Origin of the sequence: Nocardia sp. NPDC051833 (assembly GCF_040681225.1) — a bacterium.
Taxonomy (GTDB): Bacteria; Actinomycetota; Actinomycetes; order Mycobacteriales; family Mycobacteriaceae; genus Nocardia.
On sequence record NZ_JBFAYK010000002.1, the window covers coordinates 1,301,907 to 1,326,691 of the forward strand.

Sequence of the window (24,785 nt, forward strand, 5' to 3'; positions counted from 1 at the left end):
GACGCCCTACGATCGGAATCCGGAACAGGAAGGCCGCGAATCAGCATGCCCGCTCTGCAGCCCGCCGGGCCCGGCGATCGGCCCGAAACGGCCGTCCTCGCGCCCGCTCCCCCGCCGCCCGATCGCCCCGGCCCGGTCCTGCTCGTCGCCGGTGCGGTCGCGCTGGTGGTGGTGCTCCTCGCCGGGGTGGCGATCGGCGTGGTCATCGGCCGTCACAGCACCCCCACGGCCGGTCCGGCGGCGGCACCGCCGGGACCCGCGAGCTACTCGACGGACACCGTGCGCGATGCGTGCGCGCTGGTGGACACCGCGCCGTTGATCCGGTGGGCGTCCGCGCCACGGCGCGCACCCACCCACGAGGAGGTCCGCGAGCCTACGGGTCAGGGCTACGACACGCTGGATTGCCGTGTCTACTACGGGCATTCGATCAGCGCCGGGTCGCCCACGAACACCGCGGACCTCTGGATCCGGGTCGAGACGACCGACGGCACCACCGTCGACGACCTGGCCGCCAGGAAGGTCGTCGACGCCCGGCTGCTCGGCGAGTCCGAGCTGGCGGATCTGACGTCCGGGGAGTCCACGGGGATCGGCACTTACAGCTACTGGCGGCACGCCGCCGACAAACATGGTCCCAGCATCGACGACGAATACCTCTTCGACGTACTGGACGGAAATCTCTCGGTGCTGGTCGTGCTCAGCCGTACCGGGCCACCGGAATCGCGCGTCGGCAGAACGGAATTCGACGCTGTCGCCCGGTCCCAGGTTCAGCGGATTCTCGACAGCCTCCGACGGAAATAGTGGCGAAATGCTCCGCCCCCGACGCTCCCGTGCGGCTCGCCGGGGGCGGCACCGACCGCCCGGTCGTCAGCGGGCGCCGGCGGTGGCCGGGGCCGTGAAGGTGCCGATGAGGGCGGTGTCGTGGGTGGCGGCGCGGAAGCGCGGGTGGTCGAGGATGTCGTGCAGGAAGTCGGTGGTGGTGGCGACACCGGTACCGGTGATGGTGGTCTCGGCGAGGGCGCGGCGCATCCGGGCGATGGCGGCGGGGCGGTCGGGAGCCCAGACGACGACCTTGGCGAGCAGCGAATCGTAGTGCGGGGGAATCGCATAGCCCGGCCGGACATGGGTGTCGACCCGCACGAACTGACCGCCGGGCAGCGCGCACTCGACGAGCGTGCCCGCCGCCGGGGCGAATTCGCGTTCCGGGTCCTCGGCGTTGATCCGGCACTCGATCGAGACCCCACGCGGGCGCAGGTCGGCGGGCAGGGCCAGCGGTTCGCCCGCCGCGATGCGCAGCTGCTCGGCGACCAGGTCGACGCCGGTGACCATCTCGGTGACCGGATGCTCCACCTGCAACCGGCAGTTGACCTCCATGAAGTAGAACTGCTCGTCGGGGCCGAGCAGGAACTCCACGGTGCCCGCGCCGACGTAGCCCGCCGCCGCGCAGCCGCGCACAGCCGCGGCGCCGATCCGCTCGGCGAGCTCGGCGGACAGGCCGGGGGCCGGGGATTCCTCCACCAGTTTCTGGTGCCTGCGCTGCAGCGAGCAGTCGCGCAGGCCCAGGTGCGCGACGGTGCCGTGGGTGTCGGCCAGGATCTGCACCTCGACGTGCCTGGCCGATTCCAGATAGCGCTCCAGATAGAGCCTGCCGTCGCCGAAGACCGCGGCGGCCGATGCCCTGGTGTGCTGCCAGGCGGCGCCGAAGTCGTCGCCGTCGCGCACCACCCGCATGCCGCGGCCACCGCCACCGGCGACGGCCTTGATGATCACCGGGTAGCCGATCTCCTCGGCCAGCGCCCTGGCCGCGTCGGCGTCGTCGATCGGGTCGCGGCTGCCGGGCAGCAGCGGCAGACCCGCGTCGGCCATCAGCGCCCTGGCCGTGGACTTGTCGCCCAGCCGCGCCATGACGGCGGGCGGCGCGCCGATGAACACGAAGCCCTCCGCCTCGCACACCTCGGCGAAATCCGGGTCCTCGGAAAGGAATCCGTAGCCGGGGTGGATGGCGTCGGCGCCGGTGGCGCGGGCGGCCTCGATGATCGCGGGGATCGACAGGTAGCTGCGTTTGGCCGGGGCGGGGCCGATCTGCACACGCTCGTCGGCCAGTCGCACCGCCGTCGAGTCCCGGTCGGCGGCCGAGTGCACCGCCACCGTCGCGATGCCGAGTTCCCGGCAGGTGCGGATCACCCGGACCGCGATCTCGCCGCGATTGGCGATCAGCACCTTGCGCAGCGCGCGGGTCACCGCAGCGCCTCGAACACGATCAGCGGCTGGCCGTGCTCCACGGCGTCACCGTTGTCGACGAGCAGTTCGACGACGACGCCCTCCTTGGTCGCGGTGACCGGGATCATCAGCTTCATCGCCTCGATGATGCCGACCTGCTGACCGGCCCGGACCGGGTCACCGGCCGAGACAAAGGGCGCCGCACCGGGTTCCGGGGACCGGTAGAACACGCCGACGGTCTCCGCGGTCAGGCTGAAGGTGTTCGCGGCCGCGGCGGCGTCGGCGCGCACGGCCGGGGCGGGAGCGGGCGCCACGGCGACCGGGGTGACGAGCGAGAGGTGGCCCGCCGTGTCGGTGCCGCCGTCGTGGCCGGCGGCGGGCGCCGAGGCCGGGCGGTCGTCCCAGGTGATGCGCAACAGCACGGGGCCGTTGGCGACGGTCACCGAGGTCGGGGCCGACGCGGTGGCGCGCACGGACATCGCGTGCCGGGTGAGCACCGCGAGGCTGTGATCGGCGTCGGTGGCGCTCACCGCGCGCTGGGTGGTTTCGCTGGTCGCGGACTCGGACATCGGGTCTCCTGGCTCTCGGTGCGGGCGAGTCGAAGGGTCGGGCCGGGCGGTGCCGACCGGGAACTGCAGGCCGTGCCGCAGCACCGACAGCGGGTTGCGGATCAGGAAGTCGGCCATCGGTTCTCCCGGGAGGCTGGTAGGGCGAGCGGGGTCATCGGGTCGCCGGACTCTCCGGACGAGCCAGTCCGTAGGCCCGGAACCGGCTGTGGCGCTGGGCCAGCAGGTCGGCGGTCGGCCAGGCGCGCAGCTCGTGTACGGCCTGGCGCACCGCGCGCCGCAACAGCGCGGCGGCGCCGACGGGGTCGCGGTCGGCCCCGCCCTGCGGCTCGGGAACGACCGCGTCGGCGATGCCCAGTTCCAGCAGCGCGGCCGCCTCCACGCGCAGGGCCGCGGCCGCGCGTGGTGCGGCGGCCGGGTCCTTCCAGAGGATGGCGGCGCAGCCTTCGGGGCTGATCACCGAGTAGACCGCGTTCTCGCACACCAGCACCCGGTCGGCCAGCGCGAGCGCGAGCGCTCCCCCGCTGCCGCCCTCGCCGGTGATCACGGTGACCACCGGAACGGGCAGGCCCGCCAGCAGTTTCAGCGATTCGGCGATGGCGACGGCCTGGCCCTGCTCCTCGGCCTCGATGCCGGGATAGGCGCCCGCGGTGTCGACCAGCGCGACGACCGGACGGCCGAGCTTGGCGGCCAGCCGCAGCACCCGGGCGGCCTTGCGGTATCCTGCGGGCGTCGGCATGCCGTAGTTGCGTTCGGTCAGCTCGGCGCCGGTGTGGCCCTTCTGGGTCCCGAGCACCACGACCGGCAGGCCGTCGAGCCGGGCCAGGCCCGCGATCATGGCCGGGCAGTCCGCCGACATCCGGTCGCCGTGCAGCTCGACGAAATCGTCGAAGGCCGACGCCAGGTAGTCCAGGGTGGTCGGCCTGCCGAGCTGGCGGGCCGCGCGCACGCAATCCCAGGAACCGCGCGCGGCGAGCACGGCCGGGTCGGTGATGACGGCGTCGTCGTCACCGGGTTCGGTGCGGCGCAGCGGGCGGGTGGTCATCGCGACCAAGCGCGACAGCCGGGCGCGCAACGCCGAACGGTGGCAGATCATGTCCACGATGCCGTGCTCGAGCAGGAACTCGGCGGTCTGGAAGCCCTCGGGCAGGGTCTGGCCGATGGTCTGCGCGATCACTCGCGGGCCCGCGAAGCCGAGGCGCGCACCGGGTTCGGCGATGATGATGTCGGTGGAGGTGGCGAAGGAGGCGGCCACGCCGCCGTAGGTCGGGTCGGTGATGATCGAGACGGTCAGCACGCCCGCGTCGTCGAGGCGGCGCAACGCGCGGCTGGTCTTGGCCATCTGCATGAGCGCGAGAATGCCCTCCTGCATCCGCGCGCCACCGGAGGCGGTGACTATCACCAGCGGCGCGCGGTCGGCCAGCGCCGCTTCGGCGGCGGCGGTGACCGCCTCGCCGACCGCGCTGCCGAGACTGCCGCCGAGGAAGCGGAAGTCCATGACCGCCAGCACGATCGGCGTCCCGTCGACGGTGCCGCGTACACACCGGATCGCCTCGGGCAGACCGGTCGCCCGGCGCGCCTGCTCGGCCCGTTCCGGGTAGGGCTTGGTGTCGACGAAGCCGAGCGGGTCGGTGACGGTCGCCGCGGTGGCGATCGGCCGGGCCGAATCCTCGTCCAGGAGCAGGTCGATGCGCTGATCGGCGGTGAGCATGCCGTGGTCGTCGCATTCGGGGCAGACCCGTTCGGCGCGGTCGTAGCGTTTGACGTAGATCACCGCCTGGCAGGCCGGGCACAGCATCCAGGCGGTGCCGGTGGTGGCGGTTCCGGTCTCGACGATGGTCATCGGTCCTCCAGCGGGCGTGGGACGTAGCGGGCACTGGCAGCGGGCAGCCGGACCCCCGCGGTCCGCAACTGGGCGACGCGGGTCAGGTAGGCGGCGCCGTACATGAGCTGGCCCGCGATATCGGCGACGGCGCGGTTCTCCGGCGCGGCCAGGTAGGTGCCCGCCGCCCAGGTGTTGAAGGCGCCCATCGCGGGTCCGCACCAGATCTGGTAGTCGGCGACCCGGTCGGCCTCGCCGCGAATGCTCCAGCCCGAGGACAGGCCGAGGTACCAGCGGAACACCAGCGCCATCTTCGCCTTCGGGTCCTGTTCGGCGCCGGTGAGCTGGGCCGGGTCGCGTTCGGTGAAGTACCGCACGCACTCCTGCCACACCTCGTCGAGCGGCCTGCGGAACAGCGTGGACTCGAGCTCGGCGCGCAGCGTCGCGGGCAGGGCGTCGAGGCCGTCGTAGGCGCGGTAGGTGTCGTAGAGCCGCTGGGCTCTAGCGGCGAACATGGTGCCGCGCCGCAGCACCTGGACCTGCACGCCGAGCTCGAACATGTCCGAGGACGGCGACATGGCGCAGTCGGCGAATTCGGCCCGCGCCAGCAGGGTCTTGGTGGCGCCGCACTGCGCCGCCTCGACGGCCGACTGATTGACCGAGCCGGTCACCACGTAGGCGGCGCCGAGCCCGAAGGCCGCCGCGACGGCGTCGGGGGTGCCGATGCCGCCCGCAGCGCCGATGCGCACCCGGTCGGCCCCGACGACGGTGGCGGCCAGACGATCTTGGGCCGCGATCAGTTCGGGCAGCAGGACCGTGAGCGGCCTGCGGTCGGTGTGACCGCCGGAATCGGCCTCGGCGGTGATGTCGTCGGCCATCGGCACCCGCTCGGCCAGGCGGGTCTGTTCGGCGGTGATCCGGCCCGCGGCGACGAGCTCGCTCAGCAGTCGGGCGGGCGCGGGCCGCAGGAATAGCTCGGCCACCTCGACCCGGGACACCTTGGCGATCACCCGGTGCCCGATCACGATGCCGCCCTGCCGGTCGACCGCGAGCCCGGCGGCGCGGTAGCGCACCACCTCGGCGGTGAGATCCATGAAGGCCGAGGCCTCCACGCAGCGCACACCGTGGCGCAGGCAGGCGTCGATGATGGCGCGTTCCAGCGCGGGTTCGCTGGGACTGTGGATGAGGTTGCAGGCGAACGGTGCTCCGCCCAGGTCCCCGGCCAGCTCGCCCAGCGCCGCGTCGACCGCGGCGGGCGGGACACCCGCCGCGCCGTAGGCGGCCAGATACCCGTTGCGCGCCATGGCCTTCACCAGGGCGGGCGAGGCGATGCCGTTGGCCATCGCCCCCGCGGCGTAGGCCGCGCGGACACCGTGGGCCGCGCGGAACGCACTGTCGCCGAGGCGTTCCGGCGGCAGCGGGGCGACGGCGGCGAGCACCTGGGACCCGGCCGCCACGGCCTGGTCGGCGGTGGCGCCGACCAGGCCGTCGGCCCGGACGATCCAGACGGGGGCGTCCAGATCGAGCAGCAGCGCGGTGATCTCCGCGGCGGTGCTCGCCACCGCGGCGGTGCGCATCGTGGTCATCACGCTCCCCGATCGACGAGTTCGACGGCCAGATCGGTGACTTCGTAGATCCGCAGGCCCGGCTTCCACAGCGAGCCCTCGACCACCGCGGTCACGCCGTGCGGACCACGGCGCAGCTCCTTGATGTGCGCTTCGAGTTCGACGGTGCCGTCGGTGGGCAGGAACTGGCCGCGGTAGCGCCAGCTGAACGCGATGTCGGCCGGGATGCGGAACACCGGGTCGGTCATGCCCGCGGTGTGGCCCGCGTCGACGAGCCATTCCTGGACGGCGTGGATCACCGACTCCACCCCGAGCGAGCCGGGGATGACCGGGTCGAGGTGGAAGTGGCGGGCGAAGAACCAGTCGTCGGGGTCGATGGCGCGCAGCGAATGCAGGTAGCCCGCACCGTGTTTGCCGCCGCCGTCGACGACCTCGACGCGGTCGATCAGGGTCAGGGCGCGACGCGAGCACAGCGGCGCGGAGGGGTCGGCGCGGCGGGCGGCCACGTCGATCGTCCGGACCCGGGCCCCCGGGTTCTCGGCCAGCCAGGACGGGGCGGGACGGCCCGCGTCCAGGCCGGTCTGGTTGGCCAGGGCCTCGTCGCTGAAGTAGCCGAACATGGTCTCGCCGGCGTAGAACGGCTCGCCGTCGACGCTGAGCGTGTAATCGAAGGTCTGCAGCGAGGATCCGGGCAGGATCGTCGTCGACAGCATCCGCGAGGCCTGCTCGATCGTGCGGTCGCGCAGGTCGACCTGCCGCAGCACGGTGGCCGTGCCGCCGAGATTGCGCAGGCTCAGGGTCACGCCCGGCTGGGTCAGGGTGGGCCCGGCGTAGTAGCCCATGAGCAGCGCGGCCTGGAGCGAGGTCTCCATGTAGACGAAGTGCGGCATGGAGTCGTTGGCCGTGTCGGCGTAGTACCAGGAGTCGGCGGGCGAGTCGTACTCGGTGGTGTAGGACGCGGCGTCGAGAGTGCCACGGGCACCGTCGAAATCGCGGACCCGGTCGACCAGGAGCAGGCCGCCGGTGGGCAGGCGGGTCGCGCGCACGCCGGTGTACTCCGCGAACTCCGGGCCCATCGCGATCGCCTGGTCACCGCGGGCCAGGTGCGTCATGTGGAACTCGTTGAGCAGCAGGCTCGGAACCGCCTGCCCGGGGCCGACGCCCGCACCCGCGGGCTCGGCCACGGTGACCCGCACGGCCACGCTCGGCTCGCCGCCGGCGAAGCTCGCGGTGGCGGCGACGTGCGGGCGGGGCACGAGATCCAGGGCGGTGACGACGAGCTCCACCGTGCCCCGGTTCGCGCCGGACACGGCCGGGGTCGCCCCGGTCAGCGTGCTGCCCGACAGGCCGAGGTGCATGCCGGTGAACAGGGCGAACACCTCGGCCGCCTGGCGCGCGGCCGCGCCGGGCGCGCCCTCGTAGCGGGCGACGACACGTCCGTCGCCGGTCCCGCCGTAGAGCTCGATCGACTCGATCTCGGTGAGTACCAGTGGTTCTCCGGCGGCCAGTCGTGCGGCCTGCACGACGCCGTCACGCTGGTGGCCGGGCCCGAAGACCTCGGCGACCGCACCCTGCGCCAGCAATTCCAGTGCCGCGCGGTCGAGCTGGGTCCGCCCGGTGCGCGCCAACGGCTTGAACGCGCCCTCCCTGGCGACAATCCCCGCGACGGCCGAGGTCATCGGCAGGTGGTCGCCGGCCGTCCCCGTGGCGCGCTCCCACAGTGCCCGCTGGAGCGCGACCTGCGCGCCGAGCGCCGCTCGGTGGGCGGCGACGAGGCCGGTGCGCAGCTCGCCGATCGGGCCGAGGCCCGAATCGGTGACCGGCGCAGCGGAGTACCGCACGATCTCGGAGGTGGGCGCGGGCGGCGCTGCCTGCGCGGTGGGCGTCGGGGCCTGCGGGACCTGGCGGGCGTCTACCGTGCCGACCGGGTCGAAGGCGATGCCGTCGAAATCGAGGACTGTCATCGGGTCCACTCCCTCACCGAGGTCTGGAACTTCTCCGTCAGATCGGGCGTCGTGAGGACGGTGACGTCCGAGAACCGCTGCAGCACTGTGCCGTCGGTGGCCAGCGCGGTCGCGTCGATGCGGGCTTCGAGCCGCCCGGCGCGCGGGTTGTCGACCACCAGGACGAACGGATCGGTGGTCGGCAGCGGGTGGTGATAGTCGATCCGGCCGACACCCAGCGGCAGGCAGGCCGCGCCGAGCAGTCGGTGGCCGAGCACCGGCGGGCCCTGCAGGATCAGGTCGGCGGCGACCGGATCGTGCAGGCGACCCGCGTAGGCGCCGTCGGCGACGGGGCCGGTGGGCAGGAAACACTCCAGCACGATCGCGGTGTCGCTCTCGGACCGGAGGGCGCGCAGGCCCTGCAACGCCGGTGCGTGGAACTGCACGGCGTCGGTGTAGATCCGCTGGGCATCGGTGCCGGGACCGGCCACGATCGCCTGGTTGCCCGCCGCCTCAGGTCCCGCCGCGAGCAGCAGGGTCGCCCGGAAGTGGGCGGCCTTGTCGCCGAAGACGGTGGCGCGCACCGCGGTACGGCCGTCGACATCTGCGACTGGTTCGAGCTCGAGTTCCAGCGCGGTGACCGGATGATCGAACACCAGGCCCTTGAGCACCTGGTAGTCGCGGACCCCGATCACGGTGCGGCCCGGCCTGGTCCGCTCCGCGAGATTGATCATCGCGCCGAGCCCGAAGGTCGCGGGCAGCACGATGTGCTCCCCGATCCGGTGCGCGGCGATCACGGGTTCGTCGACGAGCCCGGTGACGTCGCGGCGGGCCCGTACCGGCGCCGCCGGGCGTTCGCCCGTCGACAGCGCGGTGGCCGCGCCGACCAGCAGGACCGGTTCGGGCCTGCGCGCGGTGGTGAACTGCGTGGTGAACGCGGCGGCGCCGGCGGCGGGGGCCAGCAGCGGGATTCCGCGCGCGCGGAAGTACTCACGCAGGTCGTCGGTCACCATGCCGCCGTCCCAGGCGCCCCAGTCCAGCGCGGTGACGCGATGGCCGGGATGCCTGCGCCGCCAGCTCACCGCGAAGCGGCACAGCGCCTCGTTCGCGGCGGCGTAGTCGGCCTGCCCGGTGTTGCCGAACAGCCCGGCCACCGAGGTGAACAGCACCAGGTCCCGCGGCTCGCCCACCGCGGCCAGCACGGCGGCGAGGCCACCGAGCTTGGGGCGCAGCACGCGGCCGATCGAGTCCGCCGTCTTGTCCGGGATCAGGGAGTCGGCCAGCACGCCCGCTCCGTGCACGACACCGGTGACGGTGTCGCGCCACGGTGCGATTGCCGCGGCCAGCGCGGTCGCGTCGGTGGCGTCGACCGCGAGGTACTCGGCCCGGTCGCCGAGGGTGGCCAGGGTCGCGCGGATCTCGCGGATCGCGCGGATCTCCCCGCACGCCCGGTCGATGTCCTTCGGCGTGACCCCGGTCCCGGCCAGCGCGCGCACCGCGGCGGGCTTGAGATCGCCGTCGGCGATCCCGGTGGCCCAGGCCGGCTCGTCGGTGAGCTGGGTGCGGCCGAGCAGGACGAACCGCGCGGCGCTGTGCTCGGCGAGGGCGAGCACGCAGGTGGCGGTGACGCCCCTGGCCCCGCCGGTGACCAGCAGGACGTCGTCGGCGGTCAGCACCGACGGCGCGAACTCCGCTGCGGCGCTGACGATCTCGGTGGTGGTGGCACCCCGGTGCCCGCTCGGCACCGGGGTGCGGCGGCGGCCGGAGCTGTCGACGCCCACCTCGACGGTGTCGATCGCCGCGTCGCACAGTTCCTCGAGCACGATCTGCGCCACCCGTCCCGGCGTCGCCGCGGGGGCGATGTCGAGCGCCCGGCAGAACAGGCCGGGTTCCTCGGCGGCCAGGGTCTTCACCAGACCGCCGAGGCCGCCGAGCAGCGCGGGCACCGGTTCGGCGTCACCGAGCAGACCCAGGTGCCCGTCGAGCCGGGTGACGGTGACATAGCCCGCCCTGGCCGTCGCCCCGCGCAGCGCGGGCAGCACCCGGCCGCTGACCAGGATCGCCTCGGTCAGGATGCGTTCGGCCTGCGCCCATTCCGAGGCCACGCCTGCCACGACCACGCACACGTCCGCCGGTCCGGTCACGGCGTCGGCCGCGCCGACCCGCTGGACGGTCCAGCTGCGTTCGCGCAGTGCCTCTTCGATCGCCTCGCCGTCGGTTTCGGCGGAGTCGTCCAGGCAGACCACCAGTGCGCGACCCGCCGGGCGATACGGGTCGACCGCGAGATCGACCGGCGCCAGCTCGACGAGTTCGACGACGTGCCGCGGCGTTTCGGCCGCGGCCTCAGCTTTTGGGTGGACATCACCCCCGGCCAGCTCGGCCACGATCTGATCCAATGAACGGAGGGTGCCGAGTTGCTCGGGGCCGAGACTGGGCAGGTTCGGAAACCGTTCCTGCAGTGCGCCGATCACCTGGACCCGCTTGATCGAGTCCACGCCCAGATCCGCTTCCAGGTCCATGGTCGGATCGACCATCTCGACCGGGTAGCCGGTTTTGTCGGCGACGACTTCCCGCAGCGCCTGCCGCAGGGTGTCGGCGGTGGCGGCACCGGCGGCCGGGGCGGCCTCGGCGCCGGCGGGCGCGGCGGTGGCGGGCACAGCGGGAGCGCTGTCCGCGGTGGGGGCACTGTCCGCGGTGGCGAGCAGGTCCGCGATCTGATCCAGCGTGCGCAGGGTGCCCAGCTGCTCGGGGCCGAGGCTGGGTAGCGACGGGAAGCGCTCCTGCAGCGCGCCGATGACCTGCACGCGCTTGATCGAGTCGACGCCGAGGTCCGCCTCGAGATCCATGGTGGGGTCGACCATCTCGACCGGGTAGCCGGTCTTGTCGGCCACGACCTCGCGCAGCGCGGCGCGCACGGCGTCACCGGTGATCGCACCGGCGGGCACGGCAGCGGGCTGGGCGACGACCGCGGCGGGCTGGGCGACGACCTGCGGCGCGGCAGCCGGAACCGCCTGGGGAGCACCACCATTCGTCACCGGAGCGGCCGGGGAGGCGTGCCCGTTGGTCGGCGCGGGAGCCGGCGCCGCGATCGCGGGCACGGCGGGCGCGGCGGTGATCGCCCGCGGGGCAGGACGGGTGGCGGCCACGGTGCGGGTGCCGGAGACCGGCGCGCCGCCCTCGAGCTCGGCCAGCTGCGCGAGCACGTCACTGGCCCGCGAGTGGCTTTCGCTGATGGCGATGCCGTGGTCCTTCACCGCCTCGATGGCGCGCAGGGTGTTCTCGTCGAGCGTGCCGTTGCTCAGCGCGCCCGCGAGGCCGCGGGCCAGGTCGAGCTGCCCGTCCAGGTACTGCCGGTGCGTGTCGAGGTGCTGCACCAGGGCGGTGTCGAGCGAGTCGGCCGTCCGGTACTCGGACGGGCCGGGGGCGGGGATGGTCACGAGCTGTTCCTCCACGATCGGTGGCACCACAGGCTGGTGCGGGGATGCGGGCACCTCGAGGTGCACGCGGTAGCCGTCGGACAGGGCCGCGGCGTAGGCCTCGCGACGGCTGTCGGGCACGTATTCGGGGGCCGACAGGGTGACGGTCATGCGATTGCCCGCGGCGGCGGGCCGCTGGTCCTCGGTCGCGGCATAGCGGTTGATGCCGGTGATCTCGACGCCGAGGACGGCCAGGCGCACCGCGGCGCGCTTGAGGGCGACGTCACCGTTGCCGATGGGGCCGGTGTCGGTGGCGAAGGCGATCACGTCGTCGCCGAGGGTGCGGCGCACCAGCGAGGTGAGCACCTGCTTGGGGCCGCATTCGACGAAGACGGTGCAGCCGTCGGCGTGCATGGCGCGCAGCGCGTCGACGAACTCGACCGGCTGGCTGAGCTGGGCGGTGAGCGTCGCCCGGTTGGCGGCCACGTCGGCGCCGTAGGACGCGCCCGCGGTGTCGGCGTAGACCGGAGCGTCGGGCTCGGTGATGTCGACCTCGGCCACGGCGGCACCGAATTCGGTGACCGCGTGCGCGACGTAGGGCGTGTGGAACGCGGCGGCCACCGGCAGATCGCGGGTGGCCCAGCCCTTCTCGGCGCTGCGCGCGGTGAAGGCGGCGATCCCCTCGGGCCCGCCGCCGACCACGATCTGGTCGGGGGCGTTGTGGTTGCAGATCCACACGTCGTCGAGATCGGCGAGCACCGCGGCGATGTCCTCGCGCGGTGCGTTGACGGCCACCATGGTGCCCGCCTCGGCATCGTCGGCGACGGTCATCGCCTCGCCCCTGGCCCGGGCCAGGGCGAAGAAATCCTCGGTGCTCAGCGCGCCCGAGGCCCACAGCGCGGTCAGTTCACCGAAGCTGTGGCCGAGGTAACCGTGCGCCCGCAGACCGAACTCGGTCAGCACGCGGAACTGGCCCGCGGCGAGCGCACCGATCGCGGGCTGCGCGAATTCGGTACGGCGCAGGGCGGTTTCCTGGTCGGCGCGCGCCTGCTCGGTGAACGCGGGCGGCGGGAAGACCACCGCGCCCACGCGCCGCGCGGCACCGGCGAAGGCGGCGTTGGCGGCGTCGAAGGCCGCGCCGACGGGCGGGTTGTTGAGCGCGGTGTCCAGGCCCATGTCCACGTACTGGCTGCCCTGGCCGGCGAACAGCACGCCGACCTTCGGTGCGGGCAGCGCGGCGGCACGGAAGTACACGCCCTCGGGGTGATCCCAGTGCGCCGCTTCGGGATTGCGCACCATCTCGTCGACGGCCAGCGCGCGCAGATCGGCGGCGGTGTCGGCGTCGACGGAGACGAAACCGATCCGGGCGTGGCCGGCGGGGATGTCGCCGCCGTCGGTGCCGGGGGTGCTGCGCACCACGTCGATCAGGCCCGCCACGTCCGGCGCGTGCCACAGGTGGGCCCGCGGCACGCGGTGCAGCACCGGGCCGCGCTCGCCGTCGGCCTCTTCGAGCACGAGGTGGAAGTTGGTGCCGCCGAAGCCCATCGCCGAGGCGGCCGCCCGGCGCACCGGACGCTGCGGGTCGCGCACCCACGGCCGGGTCCTGGTGTTGACGTAGAACGGGGTCGCCGTCGCGTCGACCTCGCTGTTGGGCGCGTCGACATTGATCGTCGAGGGCAGGACCTTCTGGTGCAGGGCGAGCGCGAGTTTCATCACGCCCGCGGTGCCCGCGGCGCCCTTGGTGTGCCCGATCTGCGACTTCACGCTGCCCAGCGCGGCGAACCCGGTCTCCGAACTGGCATCGGCGAGCAGGCCTTTGAGCGCGGTCAGCTCGGTCTTGTCGCCGACCGCGGTGCCGGTGGCGTGCGCCTCGATCAGCTCCACGTCGGCGGGCGAGCACTCGGCGTCGGCGTAGGCGCGCTCCAGCGCCACCCGCTGACCGGCGGCGACCGGGGCGTAGATGCTCTTGGCCCGGCCGTCGCTGGAGGAACCCAGACCGCGGATCACCGCGTAGATCCGGTTGCCGTCGCGGCGGGCGTCGGCGAGCCTGCGCAGCGCCAGCATGGTGATGCCCTCACCCAGCAGGGTGCCGTCGGCCTCGGCGGAGAACGGGCTGATCCGGCCGCTCGGCGACAGCGCGCCGACCTTGCTGAAGCACAGGTAGATGAAGATCGAGTTCTCGGTGTCGACGCCACCGGTGATCATCATGTCGGCGCGGCCGTCCTGCAGCTCGGCGATCGCGGTGCGGATGGCGGCCAGCGAGGCCGCGCACGCCGCGTCGACGGTGCAGTTGATGCCGCCCAGGCCGAGCCGGTTGGCCACCCGGCCCGCCACCACATTGGCGAGCAGGCCGGGGAAGGAGTTCTCCTCCCACGGTGCGAAGGCGGCCACGAAACGGCGCGAGATCTCCGAGACGTCGCTGTCGGACAGGCCGACCGACCGGGCCGCCTCCTCGAGCACAGGGGTGGACAGGCGCGCGGCCAGCGGATGCATCAGCGGCACCGGGCCGGTGGTGCCCAGCACCACGCCGGTGCGCGCCGGGTCGTACCACTGCGAGCCGGTCGCGCCCGCGTCGACGAGCAGATCCCGCGCCACTCCCAGGCTCAGGGTCTGCATGGTGCTGGTGACCTCGAGCTGGTTCGGCGGCATGCCGAACTCCAGCGGGTCGAACTCCACCTCGGGCAGGAACGCGCCGCGGCGCGAATAGGTCTTGTCTGGCACCGAGCGATCGGCGTCGTAGTAGTCGTCCAGGCTCCAGCGCGACGCGGGCACCTCGGAGGTGCAGTCGACGCCGTCGATGATGTTCTGCCAGTACTCGCGGTGGGTATGTGCCTTGGGCAGCAGACCCGACATCCCGACGATGGCGATCGGGTCGCGGGCCAGACGTCGTTCGTCCGTCACGTAATTTCCTCTCGAAAACGGGCAGTCGCGAAACTCAAGCGGCGACAGTGGTGGCGGTGGTCGACGAGATCAGTTCGGCCGCGGTGGCGGCGAAGAGGCGGTGACCCGCCGGACTGGGGTGCAGACCGTCGGCGGTCCACACCTCCGGCCGGGCCCAGTCGGGGTGCGCCGCGATATCCAGCAGCAGGGTGCCGGTGTCGGCGGTGACGCGGGCGAGTACCTCGTTGGCGACGGCGAACCGCTCGCGCAGCAGCGCGCGGAAGCCGTCGGGCACGGGCAGCCGGGCGGGGATGTCGGGGTAGGTCGCGGTGAACACGGTGGCCTTGCCCGCCCGCAGGGTGGTGAAGATGGTGTGCAGGTTGTCGGCGAAACGGGCCTCGTCGTACGCGCTGACCAGGTCGTTCACGCCGACAACCACACCGTAGAGGCCGGCCCGGGCGCTCGTCGCCGCCGCCAGCTGACCCGCGACGACATCACCGGTGGTGGCGCCGTGGGTGCCGAAGTTGCGAATCGTGGCGGGGCGCAGGCCGAGCTGGCCGCCCAGCCGCGACACCCAGCCCCGGTAGCCGCCCGCCGCGGCCGGGTCGCCCCGGCCCTCCACGAAGCTGTCGCCGAGCGCCGTCAGGCCGGCCGCGATCACGCCGAAACTCCGGTATTCACCACATGCCGGTCGGCGACGGGGAAGTTCACCTCTTCGTAGAGCGCGGCCAGCTCCTCCTCGCCGAAGAACTTGTCCGGCGGGTACAGCCCGGCGATCAGACCGAAGAACTTCTTCGAGTAGTGCTCGCTGCGGCTCGCCGCGCGGAACACCGAGTCGTAGTACGGCGTCAGCGTGAGGTCGGAGATCGACTGGGTCAGCTCGTAGGTGCTGGCGCTCTGCGCGTCGCGCTCGCGCTGGTACTCCGGCATGGTCTCCTCGAACGGACGGACCCCCGAGAGGCTTTCGTGCACCAGGTCGGCCAGCAGCTGGCTGTACTTGAAGGCGTCGGTGATGCCCCAGCCGGTGAACGGGTCCTTGTGGTAGCCGGCGTCGCCGACCAGGGTCCAGCCGGGACCGAAGGACTGGCGCCGGTAGTTGTCCGGGTACAGCATCGGCCGGAACGGCTCGACCCGCTTGCCGGTGTCGCGCAGGCGCGCGCCGATCTCCGGGTCGACCTGGTCGACGATCTCCTGCAGGCCGGCGTCGGGATCGGTGCGGAAGTCGCGGAAGCGGTCGCGCTTGCGCATCACCGCGACCAGGGCCAGGCCGTCGTTGGTCGGCCAGGAGGCGAACTGCTGCTCACCGAAACCGGTGCGGTGGTGCATGCCCCAGTCCACGCCCTCGTAGTACGAGTAGTAGACGAAGCAGGCCGCGGGCGAGCCCTCGTAGGTGGCCGCGCCGACCTCCTTGGCGACGATCGAGTTCGAACCGTCCGCGCCGACAACCAGTTTCGCGCGGAACTCCTGCTCGGGGCCCTCGCCGACACGGCCGCGGATGCCGGCGACTCGGTCGCCGTCACGCAGCAGCCCGGTGACGGTGAAGCCCTCGATCAGCTCGGCGCCGGACTCCCCCGCCGCGTCGACCAGGATCTTGTCGAGCACAGTGCGGCGCGGGCAGTACACGGCGTCGATGCCGTCGGCCGACGGGTCGGCCATGCCCGGGATCTCGATGTCGGTGTAGGTGAAGTTGAGGTGGCGGATCGGCGGGCAGCCGGTGGCCACGACGGTGTCGAGCAGACCCCAGGACTTCAGAAAGCCGAGGCCGGCCTGGTGGATGTAGTGCGTGGACGGGGTGTCGCTGGGAAAGGTCGCGCGATCCACGGCGAGCACCCGGTAACCCTGACGGGCCAGCAGCATGGCCAGGGGCGAGCCCGCGACCCGGGTTCCGACGACGATGACGTCATACATGATGTGATCACTTTCGGTGGTCGAATTCCGATTTCGAGTCTGTCGCCGGTGTATTGCGGAAACCACTGCGGGCCACCGCAATTCATCGGCCGATCGGTCCCGGCTATCGTCGGCGGGACGGCGGGGGAAATTTCGCGTCGCGTTACCCGCGCGACACGTACAGCTGATTTATGTCCGCGGAATAGGTGTCGGCGATCGCGGCTCTGCGCAATTTCAGCGACGAGGTGAGCAGGCCGGCGTCGACGGTGAAATCGCCGTCGACGACGCGGAATGCGCGAATGGATTCCGCGCGCGACACCAGGGAATTGGCGTCGTCGACGGCGGCCTGGATCTCGGTGGCGGGGTCGGTGTCGGGGTGGTCGATCTGCCACTTGGCGGCGCGGTCGGCGTCGAGGGTGACCAGCGCGGTCACGAACGGACGCCCGTCACCGACGACCATGCAGTTGCTGACCAGCGGGTGCAGCCGGATCCGGTCCTCGAGCAAGGTCGGGGCGACGTTCTTGCCGCCCGAGGTCACCAGGATCTCCTTCTTGCGCCCGGTGATCCGCAGGTGACCGTCGTCGAGTTCACCGATGTCGCCGGTGTGCAGCCAGCCCTCCTCGTCGACGGGCCGCTGATCGGCCGCCCCGCCCCAGTACCCCGGCGAGACGTGCGGCCCGCGGACCAGCACCTCGCCGTCGTCACCGATGCCGACCTCGGTACCGGGAATCGGGCGCCCGACGGTGCCGAGCCGGTTGGTCTCCGGCGCGCTGACGGTGACCGCGGTGGCCGCCTCGGTCAGGCCGTAGCAGTTCAGGATCACCACGCCGACCCCGGCGTAGAAGCCCGCCGTGGTGTCGTCCAGCGACGCGCCGCCGGAGATCACATGGCGCAACTGCCCACCGAAGGCGGCCGCCACGGCATCGTCCGCCGGGGTCGGCGCCGACCCCTCGGCCAGCAGCGCGAGTCCGCGTTCGACCGCCGCCGCCTCCTGCTCCTCGGTGAGCAGGGCGCGGGTGTGCTTGCGGATCTTCTCCAGCGCGTAGGGCACCAGCGCCAGGAAGGTGGGACGCAGCCGGGACAGGGCGGGCACCAGGTCGGGGACGCCGGGCAGCAGGTGGGTGCGGCTGCCGCCGTAGAGGCAGGCGAACAGGATGGTCTGGCCGAACACGTGCGAGAGCGGCAGCGCCAGCGCGGTCGTACCGTCGAACAGCGTGCCGGTCTGGCGGGCGGTGTTCGCCGCGGTGACGTACATGTTGCGGTGGCTGATCATGCAGCCCTTGGCCAGACCGGTGGTGCCGCTGGTGTAGACGATCATCGCCAGGTCGCCTGCGCCGACCGCGGCGAGCCGCGCGTCGAGCTCGGGGTGCTCGGCGCCCAGGGTGGACCACGCGCCGAGCTCGTCGAACGACCAGACCTCGCCGTCGGCGCCCGCCGAGGTCAGCCGGACCGCGTCGTCGGCGGTCTCGGCCGCGAAGAAGCGGCTGCCGCTGTCGCGCAGGATGTGTTCGATCTGGGCCGGCGAGGAGGTCGGGTACACCGGCACGATCACCGCGCCGATCGCGACGGCGGCGCAGTCGAGCAGCGCCCACTCCAGGCTCGTGCGGCCGAGCACGGCCACGCGGTCACCCGCGGCCACCGCTCGGTCGAGCAGGGCCGAGGCGAGCGCGCGGACGCGGGTGTCGAGGTCGCCGGTGGTCAGCTGGGTTCCGTCGACGGCACACAGGGAATGGCGCGCGGGGTCACGCCGTGCCGCTTCGGAAACAATCTCATACAGACTGGAACTATCGGATGGAACGAATCCGTTCGCGGTGACAGACACTGTGTTCACGATTTGAATTCTTCACGGCGGCAACCATTCCCGTCGCCGCCGCCATCGCTGTTCCTACCGTGCGAGAGTCATGTCCTATCGACGGGTTCACGCCGACAATGCCCGGACATCATCTATCTGTGCCGATTCGATGCATTCCAGGAACAGCGACACGGCGGGGTTCGGCTCGTCGGCACGCCACACCGCGTGCAAATCCAGTGTCGGCACCGGATCGAACAATTTCACCGCCACCGAGCTGCTGCCCGCCACACCCATTCCCATCGAAATCGCCCGTGGTAGCGAGGCGAACCCGACCAGTGGACGGACCGAGACCATGTGCGCGGTCGCGCCGGGGTCGTCGGCCGAATGCGTGACATTGAGCGAGATCCTGGTCTCGGCGGCCGAGCGCAGGATCGTGTCGTACATCGCGGGACACTGCTCGCGCGCGAACAGCACACAGTCCTGACTCTGCAATTCGGCGAACGGCACTCCCGGCCGGTCCGCCCACCGATGTCGGCGGCCGACGACGGCCACCAACGGAACCCGGTGCAGCAGACGGCGATACCGGAAGTCCGCGGTACTGGGATGACCGTAGACCAGGGCCAGATCGAGTGATCCGTCGGCGAGGCCGGCCAGCTGGGGCCCGGTCCGCTTCTCCCACAGCGACACCACGATGTCGGGGTGTCGTTCGGTCATCCTGGTCAGCGCCTCCGGCAGCACGTGTCTGCTGGCTGGCAGGTTGTAGCCGATATTGAGGCTACCAGCGCGACCTTCGGCGGTCGCCTTGGCCGCCTGGGCGGCACGGTCGAGCTGGGCGACGATCTGGCGGGCCTGGAGTTCGAACTCCCGCCCCGCCGGGGTCAGCCGCACCTCATGGGAGTTGCGGGCGACCAGTTGGACGCCGAGCGATTTCTCCAGCTTCTGCAGCTGGGCACTGAGACTTGGTTGGGTCAGATGGAGGCGCTGCGCTGCGCGACCGAAATGCAACTCTTCGGCGATGGTGATGAACGAAACGAGGTGTCGGAATTCCATGACGCCGGGCTCCTTCCGAGTACCACCACGCTATCGAGGCCGGATAACCCGTGATGAATACCGATCGCCCAGAAGTCGCCGTGCGCGTTGCCGGTGGGTGAACCCGCCCCGGACACGGCGTGGCCGACCCGGCGCGCCGCGGACCGGCACCGAAACACCAGGCGCGCCAAGGCCTGCCACGGAACCGCTCACTCTACCGCGCCGCGGCGGCCTTGCGGAAGGTGTGCACCCGGCCCAGTACTCAGGACTCCGGCCCGTTGACGACCGCGTAGGCGAAGCCGTCCCAGCCCTTCGAGCCGACCGTCTGCAACACCGTCGCGTCCAGGCTCGGCTCGGCGGCGAGCAGTTCGACCAGTTCGCGGCTGGCGCGCACGTTGGGATCCTCGGACTGCTCGTCGGCCAGCCCGCCGCGGCGCACCACATTGTCGACGATGATCACCGAGCCGGGGCGGGTCAGCCGCAACGCCCACTGCACGTAGTTGGCGTTGTTGATCTTGTCGGCGTCGATGAACACCAGGTCGAACGGTTCGGTCACGTCCTCAGCGACCTCGGGCAGCGTGTCCAGCGCTGCGCCGACCCGGATGTCCACCCTGGCCCCGACCCCGGCCCGGTCGAGGTTCTCCCGCGCGACCTTGGCGTGGCGCGGCTCGAACTCGAGGGTGACCACGGTGCCGTCGTCGCCGACCGCCCTGGCCAGCCATTCGGTGCTGTACCCGCCGAGGGTGCCGATCTCGAGGATCCGGCGCGCGCCCGCCGACCGGGCCAGCAGGTGCAGGAACTTGCCCTGCGGGGGCGAGACGTCGATCGCGGGCAGTCCGGCCTCCGCGTTCGCGGCGAGGGCGGGCGCGCCGTCGTCGCCCACCAGCGCGTCCACGATATAGCGGTCGACATCGGCCCAGTCGTTGTCCGTCATGGGCGCCAGTGTGCCACCCTCGGCGGTCCTCGGCGCGGACTCGACCGCGTGGGGAGCTGGATGTCCCGCTCCCACAGGCCCACTCGGCGCCCGGCCCGGGTCACCGTCCGCGGGTCGGCGCAGATCCCGCCGTTTGGGCCGACCCGAGGTTTCCGGCGTGCGGTAACAGTGTTACCGTTCGGTTGGTCGCCGCGGCGTGACGTGCGTCATGATCTACCTCCGCCGCGACTCAGGACACAGCCGCAGCGGTGCGGCGGTGGCATCGATGGGAGTGGTATGCAGCAAGCACGATCGCTGGCGCGCCGGGCGGCGGTGACCGCACTGGCCTGCCTGGCCGCGGTGGCCGGATCCGGGGTGGTCGGCACGCAGGTGGCGGCGGAGCCGGTCAGCGCGTTCTACGTGCCGCCCGCGGAGATCCCGCAGACCCCGGGCGCGATCGTGAAGACCCAGCCGATGACGATCCTGGCGACCCCGCCGACCGCGGCGGGCTGGCCGACCCAGGCCCAGCACGTGATGTACACCAGCCGGTTGCAGGACGGCTCCCCCGTCGCCGTCTCCGGCACCTACATCGAGCCGAAGAACCCGTGGCAGGGCGCGGGCCCGCGGCCGACCGTGGTCATCGGCCCCGGCACCTCCGGCCAGGGCGACCGGTGCGCGATGTCGGTGGCCTTCTCGACCGGTGTCTCGGTGACCGCCGACCCGCTGGGGCTCTCGGCGAACCAGGAGCTGCCGTCCTCGGCGGTGTGGAGCGCGCTCGGCGCGCGGGTGCTGATCACCGACTACATCGGCCTCGGCACCCCCGGCATCCACACCTACGCCAACCGGTTCGAAAGCGGCCACGCGATCCTCGACGGCGCCCGCGCCGCCAACGCGCTCGCCGGGGTCGGCCCCGAGACGCCGCTGGTGCTGTGGGGCTACTCGCAGGGTGGCGGTGCCACCGCCGCGGCCGCGGAGATGGCGCCCAGCTACGCGCCGGAGCTGAATCTCAAGGGGACCTGGGCCGGTGGACCGGTCGCCGACCTGTCGGCCATCCTGACCCGCATCGACGGCGCCCTGATCGGCGGCGCGATCGGCTTCGCGGTCAACGGCATGCTCGCCCGCTACCCCGAACTCCAGCAGGCCGTCGATCGGGTGACCAGCCCGCAGGGCCGGGCGAAGCTCGCGACCCTGAGCGACTCGTGCGTCGCCGACCTGATCACCTATCACCCGTTCATGAAGACGAATTCACTGACCGTGGACGGGCGTTCGCTCACCGAACACCTCGCCGAGCTGCCCGAGGCCGCACCGGTGCTCGCGGAACTGCGCATCGGCAGCACCGCGCCCACCACCCCGGTGCTGATCACCAGCGGCCGCAACGACGACACGGTCCCCTACGGCCAGGCCCGCCGCCTCGCCGAGGACTGGTGCGGCCAGGGCGCCACGGTCACCTTCCGCACCAACGAACTGCCGCCGATCCTGCCCGGCACGACCATCCCGAACCACTTCGGTCCGGAACTGATCGACGGCTTCGGTCCCGACAACGCGGTGACCTACCTGCTCGACCGGCTTGCCGACAAGCCGGTCGGCGGCTGCTCGTTCGACTGAGCGCCGCACGGCACCGGGGGCCCGCAACGGCGCGGGCCCCCGGTGTCGTCTCCGGACTCAGAACAGGAAGTAGCGCTGGGCCATCGGCAGTTCGGTGGCCGGTTCCTCGGTCCACACCTCGCCGTCGACGCGGACGGTGAAGGTGTCGGGGTCGACCTCGATCCGCGGCATCGCGTCGTTGCGCGGCATGTCGGCCTTGGTGACCCGGCGGACGTTCTTGACCGGCGCCAGCTTCCGCCGCACGTCGAGCCGGTTCGCCAGCCCGTCGTCGATGGCCTGCTCGGAGACGAAGTGCAGCGAGGTGGCCGCCGCGGCGGGGGCGGCGGCCCCGAACATCGGGCGTGGCAGCACCGGCTGCGGGGTGGGGATGGAGGCGTTGGCGTCGCCCATCGCGGCCCAGGCGATCATGCCGCCCTTGAGGACCGCGTGCGGGCGCACCCCGAAGAACGCGGGCTCCCACAGCACCAGATCGGCCAGTTTGCCGACCTCCACCGAGCCGATCTCGTCGTCGAGCCCGTGCGCGACCGCCGGGCAGATGGTGTACTTCGCGATGTAGCGCTGCACGCGGGCGTTGTCGGCCGCGCCGTCGCCGGACAGGGCACCGCGGCGGCGTTTCATCACGTGCGCGGTCTGCCAGGTACGCATGACCACCTCGCCGATGCGGCCCATGGCCTGGGAGTCCGAGCCGATCATCGAGATGGCGCCCAGGTCGTGCAGCAGGTCCTCGGCGGCGATGGTGGACGGGCGGATCCGCGATTCGGCGAAGGCCAGGTCCTCGGGGATCGACGGGCTCAGATGGTGACAGACCATGAGCATGTCGAGGTGCTCGTCGAGGGTGTTGACGGTGTGCGGCCGGGTCGGGTTGGTGGAACTGGGCAGCACGTTGAGATACGAAGCGACGGTGATGATGTCGGGCGCGTGCCCGCCGCCCGCGCCCTCGGTGTGGTAGGCGTGGATGCCACGCCCGGCGATGGCGGCCAGGGTGTCCTCGACGAAACCGGCCTCGTTCAGGGTGTCCGAGTGCAGCGCCACCTGCACGCCCGCGGCGTCGGCGACGGTGAGGCAGGCATCGATGGCGGCGGGCGTGGAACCCCAGTCCTCGTGCAGCTTGAAACCCGAAGCGCCGGCGCGCAACTGCTCCCACATGGATTCCTGGCTGACCGTGTTGCCCTTGCCGAGCAGCACGATGTTCATCGGCCAGTGGTCGAGCGCCTCCAGCATCCGGGCCAGGTGCCAGGAGCCGGGGGTGACGGTGGTGGCCTTGGATCCCTCGGCCGGGCCGGTGCCGCCGCCGATGAGCGTGGTGATGCCACCGCCGAGCGCCTCGTCGAGCAGCTGCGGACAGATGAAGTGCACGTGACAGTCGATGGCGCCCGCGGTGAGGATGCGGCCGTTGCCCGCGATGATCTCCGTCGACGGGCCGACGACCAGGTCCGGGTGCACACCCGACATGGTGTCGGGGTTGCCCGCCTTGCCGATACCGCAGACGCGGCCGTCGCGGATGCCGACGTCGGCCTTGATGATGCCCCAGTGGTCGATGATCACCACACCGGTGATGACGGTGTCGGGAGCGCCGTCGGCGCGGGTGGCGCGGGACTGGCCCATCGATTCGCGCAGCACCTTGCCGCCGCCGAAGACGGCTTCCTCACCGGCGAGACCCGGTCCGCCGCTGCGGTCCTCGGTGATCTCGATGATCAGGTCGGTGTCGGCGAGCCGGATGCGGTCGCCGGTGGTCGGCCCGAACAGTTCGGCGTAGCGGGCGCGGCTCAGTTCGGTCATCGGTTCTCTCCCGAAGAGGTCGTGGACTCACGCATCGAGACGGCCCGGCGGGTTCGCGCTGATCCCGTACACCTCGCGGGTGCCGGCGATCGGCACCAGCGAGACACGTTGCGGCAGACCGGGTTCGAAGCGGACCGCGGTGCCGGCGGGGATGTCGAGGCGGTGGCCGTGCGCGGCCGCGCGGTCGAAGTCGAGGGCGGCGTTGGCCTGCGGGAAGTGCACGTGGCTGCCGACCTGGACGGGGCGGTCGCCGGTGTTGACGACGTCGAGTTCGACGCGCACGGCGCCCGCGTTGAGTTCGATCGTGCCCTCGGCACAGAGGTATTCACCGGGAATCATGGGCGTCGCCTATCCGATCGGGTGGTGCACGGTGACGAGTTTGGTGCCGTCGGGGAAGGTCGCCTCGACCTGCACGTCGTGGATCATCTCCGGAACGCCGGCCATGACGTCGTCACGAGTGAGCACCGAGCGCCCCGAGGACATCAGCTCGGCCACGGTCCGCCCGTCCCTGGCGCCTTCGAGCACGTGATCGGTGATCAGCGCGACCGCCTCGGGGTGGTTGAGCTTGAGTCCCCGCGCCTGCCTGCGGCGGGCCAGTTCGGCCGCGTAGCTCAGCAGCAGCCGTTCCTGCTCGTGCGGCGACAGGCGCATCGGGTCTCCTCACGGATCGTGGTCAGGTGTCCGACATTCTGACACGCCCGACGCGCCCCTGCCCGTCCACCCGACACGGTTCCCGACCACCCGGTCTCCTCCGCGCGCGAACCCGCCGAGCCGGGCGTTATCCCCGGCATTCATGACTATGGGGGGTCAGGCGGCGAGGTTCTGCAGGCGGACCTGACCGCGGGCGACGGTGCGGCCCTCGGCGTCGGTGATCACCACGACCCAGAGCTGCTGGCTGCGGCCCCGGTGGATGGGGGTGGCCTCGCCGGTGAGCACGCCCTCGCGGACCGCGCGCAGGAAGTCGGTGTTGTTGTTGACGCCGACGACGGAGCCGCGCTCGCCGAACCAGACGCCGGCGCCCACGCTGGCCAGGGTCTCGATCACGGTGCAGTAGACGCCGCCGTTCTGGATGCCCGCGGGCTGGTGCAGCTGCGGACGCACCTCCCATTCGCCGCACACCCGGTCGGGGCCCACCTCCGTGTAGCGCAACCCGATCAGATCGGTGAAGGTGCCTTCGCTGGCCTTGGTCATCAGCTCCGGGGTGATCGCGGCCAGGGACAGGGTGTTGTCGGTCATACGCTCCGGTCTACACCATCGGATTCCGCGGCCGACACCCCGGGAGACGAAGCGGCGGACCCCGTCACAGGGACGGAGCCCGCCGCGGCAGGAATGAGGGGGTCGACCGCAGCCCTCGGGACCACCGGCTCATCC

Annotated in this window: 17 protein-coding genes; 2 read left to right on the forward strand and 15 right to left on the reverse strand. The window is 72.0% G+C overall.

Going from position 1 to position 24,785, the window contains the following annotated elements:
* Nucleotides 1-45 precede the first annotated feature (45 nt).
* Entirely contained in the window at nt 46-798 is a 753-nt protein-coding gene (locus AB0L91_RS24195) for a hypothetical protein (RefSeq protein WP_365013472.1), read from the forward strand.
* Between the two features lie 66 nt (nt 799-864).
* On the opposite strand, the gene AB0L91_RS24200 is transcribed toward AB0L91_RS24195, so the two are convergent.
* The 11 genes from AB0L91_RS24200 to AB0L91_RS24250 form a co-directional block, all read right to left on the reverse strand.
* Complete coding sequence (locus tag AB0L91_RS24200; protein ID WP_365013474.1) at nt 865-2,238, reverse strand: acetyl-CoA carboxylase biotin carboxylase subunit; 1,374 nt, start codon at nt 2,236-2,238, stop codon at nt 865-867.
* On the reverse strand, nt 2,235-2,903 hold the full coding sequence (locus AB0L91_RS24205) for an acetyl-CoA carboxylase biotin carboxyl carrier protein subunit (RefSeq protein WP_365013476.1): 669 nt from the start codon (nt 2,901-2,903) through the stop codon (nt 2,235-2,237). The genes AB0L91_RS24200 and AB0L91_RS24205 overlap by 4 nt, the downstream gene beginning before the upstream one ends.
* A gap of 34 nt (nt 2,904-2,937) precedes the next feature.
* Nucleotides 2,938-4,626, reverse strand: a complete 1,689-nt coding sequence (accD, locus tag AB0L91_RS24210; RefSeq protein ID WP_365013479.1) for an acetyl-CoA carboxylase, carboxyltransferase subunit beta — start codon at nt 4,624-4,626, stop codon at nt 2,938-2,940.
* A complete protein-coding gene (locus AB0L91_RS24215) occupies nt 4,623-6,191 on the reverse strand; it encodes a PfaD family polyunsaturated fatty acid/polyketide biosynthesis protein (protein WP_365013482.1) in 1,569 nt (522 codons plus the stop codon). The genes accD and AB0L91_RS24215 overlap by 4 nt, the downstream gene beginning before the upstream one ends.
* The gene (locus AB0L91_RS24220) at nt 6,191-8,134 is read right to left on the reverse strand and encodes a beta-ketoacyl synthase (RefSeq protein ID WP_365013484.1); all 1,944 of its coding nucleotides are present in this window, start codon (nt 8,132-8,134) and stop codon (nt 6,191-6,193) included. The genes AB0L91_RS24215 and AB0L91_RS24220 overlap by 1 nt, the downstream gene beginning before the upstream one ends.
* Nucleotides 8,131-14,430 carry a beta-ketoacyl synthase N-terminal-like domain-containing protein gene (locus tag AB0L91_RS24225; protein WP_365013487.1) on the reverse strand — a complete coding sequence of 2,100 codons (6,300 nt, stop codon included), beginning with the start codon at nt 14,428-14,430 and terminating at the stop codon, nt 8,131-8,133. The genes AB0L91_RS24220 and AB0L91_RS24225 overlap by 4 nt, the downstream gene beginning before the upstream one ends.
* 34 nt (nt 14,431-14,464) lie before the next feature.
* Nucleotides 14,465-15,070, reverse strand: coding sequence for an SGNH/GDSL hydrolase family protein (locus AB0L91_RS24230; RefSeq protein WP_355275837.1), 606 nt, complete (start codon nt 15,068-15,070; stop codon nt 14,465-14,467).
* A complete protein-coding gene (locus tag AB0L91_RS24235) occupies nt 15,067-16,317 on the reverse strand; it encodes an NAD(P)/FAD-dependent oxidoreductase (protein ID WP_365013491.1) in 1,251 nt (416 codons plus the stop codon). Before AB0L91_RS24235 ends, AB0L91_RS24230 begins: the two co-directional genes overlap by 4 nt.
* 142 nt (nt 16,318-16,459) lie before the next feature.
* Nucleotides 16,460-18,127 (reverse strand): AMP-dependent synthetase/ligase, encoded by a 1,668-nt coding sequence (locus tag AB0L91_RS24240; protein ID WP_365013493.1) that lies wholly within the window; start codon nt 18,125-18,127, stop codon nt 16,460-16,462.
* Between the two features lie 87 nt (nt 18,128-18,214).
* Nucleotides 18,215-19,138, reverse strand: coding sequence for a LysR substrate-binding domain-containing protein (locus AB0L91_RS24245; RefSeq protein ID WP_355275843.1), 924 nt, complete (start codon nt 19,136-19,138; stop codon nt 18,215-18,217).
* Between the two features lie 241 nt (nt 19,139-19,379).
* Complete coding sequence (locus AB0L91_RS24250; RefSeq protein WP_365013497.1) at nt 19,380-20,051, reverse strand: O-methyltransferase; 672 nt, start codon at nt 20,049-20,051, stop codon at nt 19,380-19,382.
* A gap of 276 nt (nt 20,052-20,327) precedes the next feature.
* Between AB0L91_RS24250 and AB0L91_RS24255 the strand changes: the two genes are divergently transcribed.
* Nucleotides 20,328-21,635 carry a lipase family protein gene (locus tag AB0L91_RS24255; RefSeq protein ID WP_355275846.1) on the forward strand — a complete coding sequence of 436 codons (1,308 nt, stop codon included), beginning with the start codon at nt 20,328-20,330 and terminating at the stop codon, nt 21,633-21,635.
* Nucleotides 21,636-21,692: 57 nt separating this feature from the next.
* Here the strand turns inward: AB0L91_RS24255 and AB0L91_RS24260 are convergent, their stop codons facing one another.
* From AB0L91_RS24260 to AB0L91_RS24275, 4 genes are all read right to left on the reverse strand, one after another.
* Nucleotides 21,693-23,414: an urease subunit alpha gene (locus AB0L91_RS24260; RefSeq protein WP_355275848.1), complete on the reverse strand. Its 1,722-nt coding sequence runs from the start codon at nt 23,412-23,414 to the stop codon at nt 21,693-21,695.
* 27 nt (nt 23,415-23,441) lie between these two features.
* On the reverse strand, nt 23,442-23,753 hold the full coding sequence (locus AB0L91_RS24265) for an urease subunit beta (protein ID WP_355275850.1): 312 nt from the start codon (nt 23,751-23,753) through the stop codon (nt 23,442-23,444).
* A gap of 9 nt (nt 23,754-23,762) precedes the next feature.
* Nucleotides 23,763-24,065: an urease subunit gamma gene (locus tag AB0L91_RS24270; protein ID WP_110035401.1), complete on the reverse strand. Its 303-nt coding sequence runs from the start codon at nt 24,063-24,065 to the stop codon at nt 23,763-23,765.
* Nucleotides 24,066-24,221: 156 nt separating this feature from the next.
* Complete coding sequence (locus tag AB0L91_RS24275; RefSeq protein ID WP_355275854.1) at nt 24,222-24,650, reverse strand: PaaI family thioesterase; 429 nt, start codon at nt 24,648-24,650, stop codon at nt 24,222-24,224.
* Nucleotides 24,651-24,785 lie beyond the last annotated feature (135 nt).